Here is a 13,522-nt window from a genome sequence, read left to right as displayed (position 1 = left end):
GCCGGAAGGAATAAGCTGAGGGCACCGCGAAGCGGCGATTTACCGCCGGGAGCCCGGGTCGCCAGGGTGGTGGCGATTGAGCCACCCTGGCACGTTCACCGGTCATTTTGTCACAAAGTAGCAACGAACATGAAGTGAACGGAATGACCACTACAGCCGTATGTTCCCCCCCTCACCCCAACCCTCTCCCTCAATGGAGAGGGGGCCGACTGTGCTGGCATTATTTTGTGGGGATCCCTCAGCCCCGTGGGAGAGGGCCAGGGTGAGGGCATCAGGCCGCACTGTTTTAAACAGTGAACCCCAGCATCATCCCCGTATCCTCATGCTCCAGCAGGTGGCAGTGCGCCATATAGGCAAATTCTTTCGGCGCCTCGTGGTCGAACTTCACCAGCACCTCGCTGACGCCGCCCTCCACTCTCACCGTATCCTTCCAGCCCGCGCGATGCGCCTCGGGCGCTTTGCCGTTCTCAGAAAGAATGCGGAACTGGGTGCCGTGGATATGGAACGGGTGCAGCATCATGTCCCCTTCGCCTGAAATCACCCAGCGCTCAAACTGGCCCTTTGTCGCAGCAAACATCGGCGTGTCCATGTCAAAGGCTTTGCCGTTGATCATATTGGCGTTGTGAAAATCAAAGCCATGGTCGCCGTGATGCATGTTCCCCATGCCGCCCATGCTGCCGTGGTCCATATTCATGTGGCCCATCATCTGCCCGTGGTGCATCCCCGCCATCGCCTTATCGCCATATTTCGCCATCAGCGCCTGCATCCCCATCATGTCGAGCATCGGGTTCATGGAGAGCTGCAGCTTGCGCTGCGTAAGCCCATCAAGCGACGGGAGGGCTGGCAGCGTCGTCAGCGTATCAGGCAGCGAACCGGAAGCAGCCACCAGCAGCGGCTGAATACGCAGCACCGGATGCGGCTTGTCGAAGGGCGCAACCGCCATCCCCATCTGGCTCACCGGCAGGGTCACGAGGTCAAACGGCTTGCCGTCGCTGATGTCCACCAGCACCTCAAAGCGTTCGCCCATCAGCATCGGCAGCTCGCTCACTTTTACCGGCTCCGGCAGCAGCCCGCCGTCGCTGGCGACCACGTACAGCGGGCGCTTATCGCTGGTGGCGAAGTTGAGCGAGCGCGCGTTACAGCCGTTGAGCAGGCGCAGGCGCAGCCAGCCTTTCGGCGCGGCGTGCTGAGGATAGATGGCGCCGTTGGTCAGCAGCGTGTCGCCAAACCAGCCTACCGCCGCGCTCATGACGTCCAGCTGGTAGTCAATTTGCCCGTCAGCGGTAAATTTCTTGTCCTGCACAATCACCGGCACGTCGTCGATGCCCCACTGTTTCGGCAGGCGCAGCAGGCGGCTTTCGTCGTCTTCAATCAGCACCAGTCCCGCCAGCCCCATCGCCACCTGATGGCCCGTTTTGCCATGCTGATGCGGATGGAACCAGCAGGTCGCGGCGCGCTGGTCTGGCGTAAAGGTGACGCTGCGCGAGCCGCCCGCTTTTATAATGCCCTGCGGCCCGCCGTCCACCTCGCCCGGCACTTCCAGCCCGTGCCAGTGCACCGTCGTCTCTTCGGCGAGCGTGTTGTGGATATCCACCGTCACCGCCTTCCCCTTGTGCAGCTGTAGCGCCGGGCCGAGCAGGTTGCCGTTATAGCCCCACGTCGTGGCGTTGTGCGCGCCAAACGTCGTTTTACCGGCCTGAACCACAAGCTGAATTCGGCTTTGGGCGTCTGCGGTGAGTAAGTCAGGAATGGGTAAGGCAGGCCTGTCAGCGGCGAAAACCGCGCGGCTCCAGAGAGGTAATGCGCTGGCCGCACCCAGCGCAGCGGAATATTTTAAAAAATCACGACGTTGCATGTTCATTTCCTTATTTCCAGCAGGCGATCTTTTGAGCATAAACCCTCCCCTTACCGGAAGGTCAAGCTAAGCGGCAATAATAAAGATCGTCGCACTGGCATCAAGTATGCTAACGTTAATTTTCCGTGAAGAAGTGGTAGAAGCAATGAAGACGTTTTTCAGGACAATTTTGTTCGGTAGCCTGATGGCAATGTGTGCGAACAGCTATGCGCTGAGTGAAAATGAAGCGGAAGATATGGCCGACTTAACGGCGGTTTTTGTATTCCTGAAAAATGATTGCGGCTACCAGAATTTACCCAACGGGCAAATTCGCCGCGCGCTGGTCTTTTTTGCCCAGCAGAACCAGTGGGATCTCAGCAACTACGACAGCTTCGACATGAAGGCGCTCGGCGAAGACAGCTACCGTGACTTGAGCGGCATTGGTATTCCCACCTCCAAAAAATGCAAAGCGCTGGCTCGCGATTCACTCAGCCTGCTCGCCTACGTCAAATAACCTTCCCGACGCCTCCTGTTGAACCTCTGACCGTGCAACCACGGTTAGAGTTAGCTATCATGTTTCGCTCATTTTTAATGAGTGTTACGGATGTTAACAAAGGAGGAGTCCGCGTATGGCCGACAACACGTTGTGGCATGAAACGCTGCATGACCAGTTTGGGCAGTACTTTGCCGTTGATAACGTGCTCTATCATGAGAAAACCGATCACCAGGATCTGATCATCTTCGAGAATGCCGCCTTTGGCCGCGTCATGGCGCTGGACGGCGTGGTGCAAACCACCGAGCGGGATGAGTTTATCTATCATGAGATGATGACCCACGTTCCGCTGCTGGCGCACGGCCACGCGAAGCATGTTCTGATTATCGGCGGTGGCGACGGCGCTATGCTGCGTGAGGTGTCCCGCCATCGTGCCATTGAAACCATCACCATGGTGGAGATCGATGCGGGCGTGGTCTCTTTCTGCCGCCAGTACCTGCCCAACCACAATGCCGGCAGCTATGACGATCCGCGCTTTAGCCTGGTGATTGACGACGGCGTTAACTTCGTTAACCAGACTTCCCAGACCTTTGACGTGATCATCTCCGACTGCACCGACCCTATCGGTCCCGGCGCGTCGCTGTTTACCTCTTCCTTCTACGAAGGCTGCAAGCGCTGCCTGAACCCGGGCGGGATTTTCGTCGCACAAAACGGCGTCTGCTTCCTGCAGCAGGATGAGGCGCTGGATAGCCACCGCAAGCTCAGCACCTATTTTGATGACGTCAGCTTCTACCAGGCCGCTATTCCAACGTACTACGGCGGGATCATGACCTTTGCCTGGGCGACGGATAACGACGTATTACGCCATCTCTCCACCGAAATTATTCAGGCCCGCTTCCATCATGCTGGGCTCACGTGCCGCTACTACAATCCGGCCATTCATACCGCAGCGTTTGCGCTGCCGCAGTACCTGCAAGACGCATTATCCACTAAGGGGGTGAGCTAATTGAAAAAGCTTAAACTGCATGGCTTTAACAACCTGACCAAAAGCCTGAGTTTTTGTATTTACGATATCTGCTATGCCAAAACAGCGGAAGAGCGCGATGGCTACATCGCCTATATCGACGAACTCTACAACGCCAACCGTCTGACCGAGATCCTGTCAGAAACCTGTTCCATTATCGGCGCCAACATCCTGAATATCGCCCGACAGGATTATGAACCCCAGGGCGCGAGCGTGACCATACTGGTCAGCGAAGAGCCGGTCGACCCGCAGCTTATCGACAAAACGGAACATCCGGGCCCGCTGCCGGAAGTGGTGGTTGCCCACCTCGATAAAAGCCATATCTGCGTCCATACCTACCCGGAGAGCCACCCGGAAGGCGGGCTGTGTACCTTCCGCGCGGACATTGAAGTGTCGACCTGCGGCGTGATTTCCCCACTGAACGCGCTGAACTATCTCATCCACCAGCTGGAATCGGACATCGTCACCATTGATTATCGCGTGCGCGGCTTTACCCGTGATGTCAACGGCATGAAGCACTTCATCGACCACGAGATCAACTCCATCCAGAACTTTATGTCCGAGGACATGAAATCGCTGTATGACATGATGGACGTTAACGTGTACCAGGAAAACATCTTCCATACCAAGATGTTACTTAAGGAATTCGACCTTAAGCACTATATGTTCCACACGAAGCCGGAAGATTTAAGCGAAGAAGAGCGTAAGGCGATTACTGACCTGCTCTGGAAAGAGATGCGCGAGATCTACTACGGCCGTAATATTCCGGCCGTGTAAAAGTAAACCGGAGCAGGGATGCTCCGGCCTGTTATTTCTGTTTCATAAAGTCGCGGTATGCGTTCACCACCTGAAGGAAGTCTTCTACGCCGCACATCGACAGGCTCTCTTCGTCATAGTAGCTCATCCCCTCTTCCATCTCGTCGCCTGAAAACTCGAGCTGGTTGGCACGCACCATCACCTCTTCACCGTCCAGCCACAGCGTGTATTCGTGCCCGGCGCGCTGCCAGGATCGCTCACTGCCTTTCACCGTTTTTGCCGCCTGTTCAACCTCATCAAGAAGGGCGAGATTTTCTTTCACCTCTTCGTTAAACCAGTGTCCAACGGCTTCGTGGCCCATCGACATACGCACTTTCACCACTCCGGTGATGTCGCGCAGAAATTCGTAATCCATAGTGTTTTCCTCTGCAAAGCCATTAGGGTAATTATCGCAGCAGAGAGGAAGAAAAAAAGCGTGTGGGGTGGGAGGAATGCATTAAAAACTGCCCCTCACCCTAACCCTCTCCCCAAAGGGGAGAGGGAACTTGACTCCCCTCGCCCCTTTGGGGAGAGGGGCCGGGGGTGAGGGGTTGTTTTTATACTGCCGTCTGGAAAATCACCCCGTCGGCCTTCTCGGTGTACTGAGAAAGCTGGTCGAAGTTCAGATAGCGATAGGTATCCACCGCCGTCTTATCTACCTGAGCCACAAAGGTCTGATACTCTTCCGGCGTTGGCAGTTTGCCAATCAGCGCGGCAACCGCCGCCAGCTCCGCAGAAGCCAGGAAGACGTTCGCACCGGTACCTAAACGGTTCGGGAAGTTACGGGTCGAGGTGGAGACCACCGTCGCGCCGTCGGCCACGCGTGCCTGGTTACCCATGCACAGGGAGCAGCCAGGGATTTCGATACGCGCACCGCTCTTGCCAAACACGCTGTAGTAGCCCTCTTCGGTCAGCTGCGCCGCGTCCATACGGGTTGGCGGCGCCACCCACAGGCGGGTTGGCAGCTGGCCTTTGTGGGTATCCAGCAGCTTGCCGGCCGCGCGGAAGTGGCCGATGTTGGTCATGCACGATCCGATGAACACTTCGTCGATCTTCTCGCCCTGAACCTCGGACAGCGGACGCGCGTCGTCCGGATCGTTCGGCGCACACAGAATTGGCTCTTTAATATCCGCCAGATCGATGTCGATCACCGCCGCGTACTCTGCGTCAGCGTCGGCTTCCAGCAGCTGCGGATCGGCCAGCCATTTTTCCATCCCCTGGATACGGCGCTCCAGCGTACGACGGTCGCCGTAGCCTTCTGCAATCATCCACTTCAGCAGCACGATGTTAGAGTTCAGATACTCAATAATCGGCTCTTTGTTCAGCTTGATGGTGCAGCCCGCGGCGGAACGCTCGGCGGAAGCATCTGTCAGCTCGAACGCCTGCTCCACTTTCAGATCCGGCAGCCCTTCAATTTCCAGAATGCGGCCAGAGAAGATATTTTTCTTCCCTTTCTTCTCAACGGTCAGCAGGCCCTGTTTAATCGCATACAGCGGGATAGCGTGAACCAGGTCGCGCAGGGTGATACCCGGCTGCATTTTACCTTTGAAGCGCACCAGCACCGATTCCGGCATATCCAGCGGCATCACGCCGGTCGCCGCAGCAAACGCCACCAGACCGGAGCCCGCCGGGAAGGAGATCCCGATTGGGAAACGGGTATGGGAGTCACCGCCGGTACCTACGGTATCCGGCAGCAGCATACGGTTCAGCCACGAGTGGATGACGCCGTCGCCCGGACGCAGGGAAACGCCGCCGCGGTTCATGATGAAGTCTGGCAGCGTGTGGTGCGTGGTCACGTCAACCGGCTTCGGATACGCCGCAGTGTGGCAGAAGGATTGCATTACCAGGTCGGAAGAGAAGCCCAGGCACGCCAGGTCTTTCAGTTCGTCACGGGTCATTGGGCCCGTGGTGTCCTGAGAGCCGACGGAGGTCATCTTCGGCTCGCAGTATGCGCCAGGACGCACGCCGGCGACGCCGCAGGCGCGACCGACCATTTTCTGCGCCAGAGAGTAGCCGCGGCTGCTTTCCGCGACGTCTTTCGCCTGACGGAATACGTCACTGTGCGGCAGACCCAGCGCTTCACGCGCCTTGGTGGTCAGGCCACGACCGATGATCAGCGGAATACGGCCACCGGCGCGCACTTCGTCGACCAGCACGTCGGTTTTCAGCTCAAAGCTTGCCAGCAGCTCGTTGGTGTCGTGGTTACGTACTTCACCTTTGAAAGGATATACGTCAATCACGTCGCCCATGTTCAGGTTTGACACATCCACTTCGATGGGCAGCGCGCCCGCATCTTCCATGGTGTTGAAGAAGATTGGCGCAATTTTACCGCCGAGGCACAGGCCGCCGCCGCGCTTGTTCGGCACATGAGGGATGTCGTCACCCATGAACCACAGCACGGAGTTGGTCGCGGACTTACGGGAAGAACCGGTACCCACAACGTCACCCACGTAGGCCAGCGGGAACCCTTTTTTCTGCAGGGCTTCGATCTGTTTGATCGGGCCAACGCTGCCAGGCTGATCCGGCTCAATGCCTTCGCGGGCGTTTTTCAGCATCGCCAGGGCGTGCAGAGGAATATCCGGGCGAGACCACGCGTCCGGCGCCGGAGAGAGGTCATCGGTGTTGGTTTCGCCGGTGACTTTAAAGACGGTAACGGTGATTTTCTCAGCGAGCTCAGGACGGTTCAGGAACCATTCGGCATCGGCCCAGGACTGCATCACCTGTTTCGCATAGACGTTGCCTGCTTTGGCTTTTTCTTCCACATCGTAGAAGTTATCGAACATCAGCAGCGTAGACGAGAGCGCTTTAGCGGCAATCGGTGCCAGCTTGTCGTTATCCAGCGCGTCAATCAGCGGATGAATGTTATAACCACCCTGCATGGTGCCGAGCAGTTCAATGGCTTTTTCAGGAGTAACCAGTGGGGAGGTGGCTTCGCCTTTGGCGATAGCGGCAAGGAATCCGGCTTTTACGTAGGCAGCTTCATCTACGCCAGGCGGTACGCGGTTGATCAACAGATCTAACAGGAATTCTTCTTCGCCCTTAGGCGGGTTCTTCAGCAGCTCGACGAGCGCGGCCATTTGGGTTGCATCTAAAGGTTTGGGTACAATTCCCTCGGCGGCACGTTCTGCTACGTGCTTACGGTATTCTTCTAGCACGACGGTTCTCCTCGCTCTCATTGTCATATGCGGCGGGCGTTCTCTTCACGCTCCTGTGAGACAGCAGTTTGTAGGGTAAATGCCCGATACCGCGTCGGGCAGCATAGCAGGATTTCTGCACAGTGTTAATCCGTTTACAAAAAAGCAACATTAAAAAATTTGCTGAATCGTTAAGCATGGTGTAGCGGGGATTTTGGGCATCATTTTGCGATATCTTCTTTACCGTGACGCTTCAGTTTTTTCTTCATCAGATATAATTGCGTAATAAATACTCACACTCTTTATCCGGACGTCCCGAACGCTTCCCAATAAAAGTCAAAACAGCCGAAGACGGGTGAATAATACTCACGCCAACCGTAACGCCTCACGGCACAGCGCTTGTCTCGTTGGAGTCATCTTATGAAGTTGCCCTTTAAGCCACATCTGCTCGTCCTTCTTTGCAGTGCCGGGCTGTTTGCCGCCTCGGGCGTCATGTTTGTCAAAAGCCGTGCGACGGAGCCAGCGGCACCAGCCCCCGTCGCCCAACAGCCCGCTGCACCGGCACCTGCCGCAGCCCAGCCCGCCCCGGTCGCTGCGCCAACGTACACGGCAGCGCAAATCGATCAGTGGGTTGCTCCCATTGCGCTCTACCCTGACGCCCTGCTGTCACAAATTCTGATGGCCTCGACTTACCCGGCCAATGTGATCCAGGCGGCGCAGTGGTCCAAAGACAACCCTAAAATGGAAGGGGACGCCGCGATCCAGGCCGTTGCCAGCCAGCCGTGGGATCCGAGCGTAAAATCGCTGGTCGCCTTTCCTCAGCTGATGTCGCTGATGGGGGAAAACCCGCCGTGGGTACAAAACCTGGGTGATGCGTTTCTCGCGCAGCCGAAAGACGTGATGGATTCCGTGCAACGCCTGCGCGCGCTGGCACAGAAGACCGGCGCGCTGCAATCCACGCCTCAGCAGAAGGTCACTACCGTGACTAAACCTGCACCGGCAAAAACCAGCCCCAGCGAGGCAACGACGACATCCGCGCCCGCCCCAACGGTGATCAAAATTGAATCTGCCGATCCGCAGGTTATTTACGTCCCCACCTACAATCCCAATACGGTTTACGGGGCATGGCCAAACACCGCCTATCCACCTACCTATCTCCCGCCGACGCCCGGAGAGCAGTTTAGCAACAGCTTTGTCAACGGTTTAGGCTTTAGCCTGGGCGTCGCCACCACCTATGCCATCTTCAGCAACATCGACTGGCATGATGACGATGACTGGGATCATCACCACGGCGACTATAACCGCAACGGTGATAACAATATCAATATCAACGTTCAGAACTTCAATAAAATCAGCGGACAGCGCCTGACGGACGCCAACCGCAGCTGGCAACATAACCCGGCCTATCGGGAAGGCGTGCCGTACCCCACTAACCAGCTCAACACGCGCTTCCACTCCACGAACACGGCGACCGGCCTCAGCTCGACGCAGCAAAAGCCGGTTAACCGCGACAGCCAGCGTCAGGCCGCGCTGAGCCAGATGGAGAAATCCACGGGCAAAACCTTCCCTCAAGCGGCGCGTCCCGCCGCGAAAGATGTGCAGCAACAGGCCTCAAGTGAACAGCTGAGGCAGATTTCGCAGCGCAATAACTACCGGGGCTACGACACAAAACCGCAGACGGTAAAGCGTAACACCATGCAGCCACGCCCTCTTCAGCAGCGAAACGCACAGCCCCGGGCCAATGCGCTGAGCGGCAACGACAGCCGCTCTGCGAGCTGGCAGGCGCAGCAGCAGCGCGGTGCGCAAAGCAGACAGTTCGCCGCTCGCCAGCAGCAGCTACGTCCGATGCGGGCTGAGCACCGTGAAATTCGACATCGCTAAGGGAACCGACATGAAAAGTAAACTACTCAGTGGAATGGTGTTAATCATGCTTTCGGCCTCGGTGATGGCGCAGCAGTCCTTCAGCACGCCCGATCGGGCCACCGATGCGCTGGCTAAGGCCATGGGTGAGCAAAATGAGAGCGCGATGAGCAACCTGCTTGGCGAGAACTGGCGCGATTTTCTGCCTCCTGAAGGCGTTGATCCGGATGCCGTCGATCGCTTCCTGCGCGACTGGAAAGTGCGTCACCACACGGTGATCGAAGGGGATACGGCGCATCTTGTGGTCGGAGACAGCGGCTGGCAGCTTCCTATTCCGGTGGTCAAAACCGCTGCCGGCTGGGCGTTTGATATTAAAGAAGGGGCTGAAGAGATCCTGACCCGCGAAATCGGGCGTAACGAGCTCGCCGCCATTGAAGCCTTGCATGCGTATGTTGATGCACAGCAAAGCTACTTTGCGATGAACCAGAAATACGCGCAGAAGATTGTCAGCGCACAGGGGAAAAAGGACGGTTTGTACTGGCCCGCCTCACCCGGCGAAGCGCCCAGTCCGCTCGGACCGGCATTTAGCCCGAACGTGCCGGGTACCGGCTATCACGGCTATCGCTTTCGGATCCTGCCGGATAATAACGGCTTCGCGATGGTGGCCTGGCCGGTTAGCTACGGCCAGACGGGCGTCATGAGCTTTGTGATAAACCAGGACGACAAGGTTTACCAGTCCGATCTCGGCAGCGACTCTGAGCAGAAAGCCCGGGCGATGGCCACATATCACCCTGATAAAAACTGGCAGCCTGTGGTCCCCTAAACGCAGCGCATAAAAAAAGCGGCCTCAGGCCGCTTTTTTCAATCTGAAGAAACTTACTTCTTCTTCGCTTTCGCGTTTGGCAGGTCGGTGATGCTGCCTTCAAACACTTCTGCCGCCAGGCCCACGGACTCGTGCAGAGTCGGGTGAGCGTGGATGGTCAGCGCGATGTCTTCAGCGTCACAGCCCATTTCGATCGCCAGACCGATTTCACCCAGCAGCTCGCCGCCGTTGGTACCGACAATCGCACCACCGATTACGCGGTGAGTTTCTTTGTCGAAGATCAGTTTGGTCATACCGTCTGCGCAGTCGGAAGCGATAGCACGGCCAGAAGCAGCCCACGGGAAGGTGGCGGTTTCGTAGCTGATGCCTTTCTCTTTCGCTTCTTTCTCGGTCAGACCCACCCATGCCACTTCTGGCTCGGTGTACGCGATAGATGGGATCACTTTCGGGTCGAAGTAGTGCTTCATGCCGGCGATAACTTCAGCGGCAACGTGACCTTCATGAACGCCTTTGTGCGCCAGCATTGGCTGACCGACGATATCGCCGATAGCAAAGATGTGCGGCACGTTGGTGCGCAGCTGTTTGTCAACGCGGATGAAGCCACGGTCATCCACTTCCACGCCGGCTTTGCCCGCGTCGAGGTTCTTACCGTTCGGCACGCGGCCGATAGCCACCAGCACGGCGTCGTAACGCTGTGGTTCGGATGGGGCTTTTTTGCCTTCCATGGAAACGTAAATACCGTCTTCTTTCGCTTCAACGGCAGTCACTTTGGTTTCCAGCATCAGGTTGAACTTCTTGCTGATGCGCTTGGTGAAGACCTTAACGATGTCTTTGTCGGCAGCCGGGATAACCTGGTCGAACATTTCAACCACGTCGATCTCTGAACCCAGCGCATGGTATACGGTACCCATTTCCAGACCGATGATCCCGCCGCCCATGACCAGCAGGCGCTTAGGAACGGTTTTCAGCTCCAGCGCATCGGTGGAATCCCACACGCGCGGATCTTCATGTGGAATGAACGGCAGTTCGATTGGGCGAGAGCCTGCCGCGATGATCGCGTTGTCGAAGTTGATCACGGTTTTGCCGTTTTCGCCTTCCACTTCCAGGGTGTTCGCACCGGTGAATTTACCCAGACCGTTTACCACTTTCACCTTACGGCCTTTGGCCATACCCGCCAGACCGCCGGTCAGCTGAGTGATAACTTTCTCTTTCCAGGTACGAATTTTGTCGATATCGGTTTTCGGCTCGCCGAAGACAATACCGTGTTCTGCCAGCGCTTTGGCTTCTTCGATCACTTTCGCGACGTGCAGCAGCGCTTTAGAAGGGATACAGCCGACGTTCAGACAAACACCGCCGAGGGTGCTGTAACGTTCTACGATGACGGTTTCCAGACCTAAATCCGCGGCGCGGAATGCTGCGGAATAACCTGCCGGGCCTGCCCCAAGTACTACGACCTGAGTTTTGATTTCTGTGCTCATCATGACCTCTTAATTTGTACCCGTCGTCCACCGGGTCGTTCTATCCGCCCGCATTTTACAAAATTGTTAACAATTTTGAAACAACAAACGGCTCATGAATTTTTGCTTACGCCAGTAACGTCAATAACACCATGAGGTTACCAGAAAAAAGCCGGCCGACTGGCCGGCTTTTCGATTACATCACCAGGCGGCGAATGTCGCTCAGCATGTTGTTGATGATGGTGATGAAGCGCGCACCATCAGCACCGTCGATCACGCGGTGGTCGAAGGACAGAGAGATTGGCATCATCAGACGCGGCACGAACTCTTTGCCATTCCACACCGGCTCCATTGCAGACTTGGACACGCCAAGGATCGCCACTTCCGGCGCGTTAACAATCGGCGCGAAGTGGGTCGTACCCAGGCCGCCGATGCTGGAGATCGTGAAGCAGCCGCCCTGCATTTCGCCGGCAGTCAGCTTACCATCACGCGCTTTCTTGGAGATCACGGTCAGTTCGCGGGACAGCTCGGTGATGCTCTTCTTGTTCACGTCTTTAAAGACCGGAACAACCAGACCATTTGGCGTATCAACCGCAACACCGATGTTGATGTACTTCTTCAGCGTCAGCTTCTGGCCGTCTTCGGACAGGGAGCTGTTGAAGCGAGGCATCTGCTCAAGCGCAGCGGCAACGGCTTTCATGATGAAGACCACTGGGGTGAATTTCACGTCCAGCTTACGCTTCTCGGCTTCGGCGTTCTGCTGCTTACGGAACGCTTCCAGATCGGTGATATCGGTTTTGTCGAAGTGCGTAACGTGCGGGATCATCACCCAGTTACGGCTCAGGTTAGCACCAGAAATTTTCTGGATACGGCCCAGCTCCACTTCTTCGATTTCGCCGAACTTGCTGAAGTCCACTTTCGGCCATGGCAGCATGCCCGGGATACCGCCACCGGCGGCTGCAGCTGGTGCAGCTTCGGCGCGTTTCACCGCGTCTTTCACGTAGGTCTGAACGTCTTCGCGCAGGATACGACCCTTACGGCCGGTTCCTTTCACTTTCGCCAGGTTCACACCGAACTCGCGCGCCAGGCGGCGAATCAGTGGGGTCGCATGAACGTAAGCGTCGTTTTCAGCGAACTCAGATTTGCCTTCCGCTTTCGCAGCAGGGGCAGCAGCAGGTTTAGCAGCCTGAGCCGGTGCAGCAGCCGGTGCCGGAGCAGCCGCGGCAGCTGGAGCCGCGGCAGGCGCAGCGCCTTCCACTTCGAAGACCATGATCAGAGAGCCGGTAGACACTTTGTCGCCGGTGCTGATTTTGATCTCTTTAACGGTACCCGCGAACGGCGCAGGGACTTCCATAGAAGCCTTGTCGCCTTCAACGGTGATCAGTGACTGCTCAGCGGCAACTTTGTCGCCCACTTTCACCATCACTTCGGTCACTTCAACTTCGTCACCGCCGATGTCCGGTACGTTAACGTCCTTCGCACCGCCAGCCGCAGCTGGAGCAGCGGCAGGTGCCGGAGCAGCCGCCTGAGCCGGGGCAGCAGCAGGTGCAGCACCCGCCACTTCGAAGACCATGATCGGGGAGCCGGTAGACACTTTGTCGCCGGTGTTGATCTTGATCTCTTTAACGGTACCCGCGAACGGAGCCGGCACTTCCATAGACGCTTTGTCGCCTTCTACGGTGATCAGTGACTGCTCGGCCGCAACGGTGTCGCCCACTTTCACCAGGATTTCAGTGACTTCAACTTCGTCACCGCCGATGTCAGGCACGTTCACTTCTTTTGCTGCTGCGGCAGCTGCTGGAGCAGCGGCGGCCGGAGCGGCTTCTTTCTTCTCTTCCTGCGCAGGTGCAGCAGCTGCTGCACCGTCGGCGGAATCGAAAATCATGATCAGTTTGCCGGTCTCGGTTTTATCGCCAACGGAGACTTTGATCTCTTTAACGATGCCAGCCTGAGGAGACGGAACTTCCATAGAGGCTTTATCGCCCTCTACGGTGATCAGCGACTGTTCAGCTTCAACTTTGTCGCCTACTTTGACCAGGATCTCGGTGATTTCAACTTCATCAGCCCCGATGTCCGGTACATTGATTTCGATAGCCATTATT

The 13,522-nt window shown here is 56.9% G+C and carries 10 protein-coding genes; 5 read left to right on the top strand and 5 right to left on the bottom strand.

Annotation, left to right across the window (positions count from 1 at the left end; all coding sequences use genetic code 11):
• Positions 1 to 286: 286 nt before the first annotated feature.
• Positions 287 to 1,855 (bottom strand): multicopper oxidase CueO, encoded by a 1,569-nt coding sequence (cueO, locus tag ACMWKK_RS03635; protein WP_112782036.1) that lies wholly within the window; start codon positions 1,853 to 1,855, stop codon positions 287 to 289.
• Positions 1,856 to 2,000: 145 nt separating this feature from the next.
• On the opposite strand from cueO, the gene ACMWKK_RS03630 reads away from it, so the two are divergent.
• The 3 genes from ACMWKK_RS03630 to speD all read left to right on the top strand — a co-directional run bounded on the left by ACMWKK_RS03630 (position 2,001) and on the right by speD (position 4,128).
• Complete coding sequence (locus tag ACMWKK_RS03630) at positions 2,001 to 2,348, top strand: YacC family pilotin-like protein (RefSeq protein ID WP_045327862.1); 348 nt, start codon at positions 2,001 to 2,003, stop codon at positions 2,346 to 2,348.
• Between the two features lie 115 nt (positions 2,349 to 2,463).
• On the top strand, positions 2,464 to 3,333 hold the full coding sequence (speE, locus tag ACMWKK_RS03625) for a polyamine aminopropyltransferase (protein ID WP_112782035.1): 870 nt from the start codon (positions 2,464 to 2,466) through the stop codon (positions 3,331 to 3,333).
• Positions 3,334 to 4,128, top strand: a complete 795-nt coding sequence (gene speD, locus ACMWKK_RS03620) for an adenosylmethionine decarboxylase (protein WP_045327756.1) — start codon at positions 3,334 to 3,336, stop codon at positions 4,126 to 4,128. It begins immediately after the preceding gene.
• A 31-nt stretch (positions 4,129 to 4,159) separates the two neighbouring features.
• Here speD and yacL read toward each other — a convergent pair whose 3' ends face one another.
• Entirely contained in the window at positions 4,160 to 4,522 is a 363-nt protein-coding gene (gene yacL / locus ACMWKK_RS03615) for a protein YacL (protein WP_045327753.1), read from the bottom strand.
• 181 nt (positions 4,523 to 4,703) lie between these two features.
• Positions 4,704 to 7,301 (bottom strand): bifunctional aconitate hydratase 2/2-methylisocitrate dehydratase, encoded by a 2,598-nt coding sequence (gene acnB, locus ACMWKK_RS03610; RefSeq protein WP_112781173.1) that lies wholly within the window; start codon positions 7,299 to 7,301, stop codon positions 4,704 to 4,706.
• Between the two features lie 399 nt (positions 7,302 to 7,700).
• Between acnB and ACMWKK_RS03605 the strand changes: the two genes are divergently transcribed.
• Together ACMWKK_RS03605 and ACMWKK_RS03600 are read left to right on the top strand one after the other, a co-directional pair.
• The gene (locus tag ACMWKK_RS03605; protein ID WP_112781172.1) at positions 7,701 to 9,161 is read left to right on the top strand and encodes a DUF3300 domain-containing protein; all 1,461 of its coding nucleotides are present in this window, start codon (positions 7,701 to 7,703) and stop codon (positions 9,159 to 9,161) included.
• 10 nt (positions 9,162 to 9,171) lie between these two features.
• Entirely contained in the window at positions 9,172 to 9,963 is a 792-nt protein-coding gene (locus ACMWKK_RS03600) for a DUF2950 family protein (protein ID WP_112781171.1), read from the top strand.
• A gap of 53 nt (positions 9,964 to 10,016) precedes the next feature.
• On the opposite strand, the gene lpdA is transcribed toward ACMWKK_RS03600, so the two are convergent.
• Together lpdA and aceF are read right to left on the bottom strand one after the other, a co-directional pair.
• A complete protein-coding gene (lpdA, locus tag ACMWKK_RS03595; RefSeq protein WP_003856313.1) occupies positions 10,017 to 11,441 on the bottom strand; it encodes a dihydrolipoyl dehydrogenase in 1,425 nt (474 codons plus the stop codon).
• Positions 11,442 to 11,616: 175 nt separating this feature from the next.
• Positions 11,617 to 13,518: a pyruvate dehydrogenase complex dihydrolipoyllysine-residue acetyltransferase gene (gene aceF / locus ACMWKK_RS03590; RefSeq protein ID WP_112781170.1), complete on the bottom strand. Its 1,902-nt coding sequence runs from the start codon at positions 13,516 to 13,518 to the stop codon at positions 11,617 to 11,619.
• Positions 13,519 to 13,522 lie beyond the last annotated feature (4 nt).

This window comes from Enterobacter sp. 01-M-03-SI-ECC, from assembly GCF_047530215.1.
Classification (GTDB): domain Bacteria; phylum Pseudomonadota; class Gammaproteobacteria; order Enterobacterales; family Enterobacteriaceae; genus Enterobacter; species Enterobacter chengduensis.
This window is presented reverse-complemented; position numbering and strand designations above follow the sequence as displayed.

Excerpts from the sequence above, each read along its gene's own strand:
- cueO (WP_112782036.1), bottom strand. The coding sequence starts at position 1,855 with ATGCAACGTCGTGATTTTTTAAAATATTCCGCTGCGCTGGGTGCGGCC.
- ACMWKK_RS03630 (WP_045327862.1), top strand. The coding sequence starts at position 2,001 with ATGAAGACGTTTTTCAGGACAATTTTGTTCGGTAGCCTGATGGCAATG.
- speE (WP_112782035.1), top strand. The coding sequence starts at position 2,464 with ATGGCCGACAACACGTTGTGGCATGAAACGCTGCATGACCAGTTTGGG.
- yacL (WP_045327753.1), bottom strand. The coding sequence starts at position 4,522 with ATGGATTACGAATTTCTGCGCGACATCACCGGAGTGGTGAAAGTGCGT.
- ACMWKK_RS03605 (WP_112781172.1), top strand. The coding sequence starts at position 7,701 with ATGAAGTTGCCCTTTAAGCCACATCTGCTCGTCCTTCTTTGCAGTGCC.
- ACMWKK_RS03600 (WP_112781171.1), top strand. The coding sequence starts at position 9,172 with ATGAAAAGTAAACTACTCAGTGGAATGGTGTTAATCATGCTTTCGGCC.
- lpdA (WP_003856313.1), bottom strand. The coding sequence starts at position 11,441 with ATGAGCACAGAAATCAAAACTCAGGTCGTAGTACTTGGGGCAGGCCCG.
- aceF (WP_112781170.1), bottom strand. The coding sequence starts at position 13,518 with ATGGCTATCGAAATCAATGTACCGGACATCGGGGCTGATGAAGTTGAA.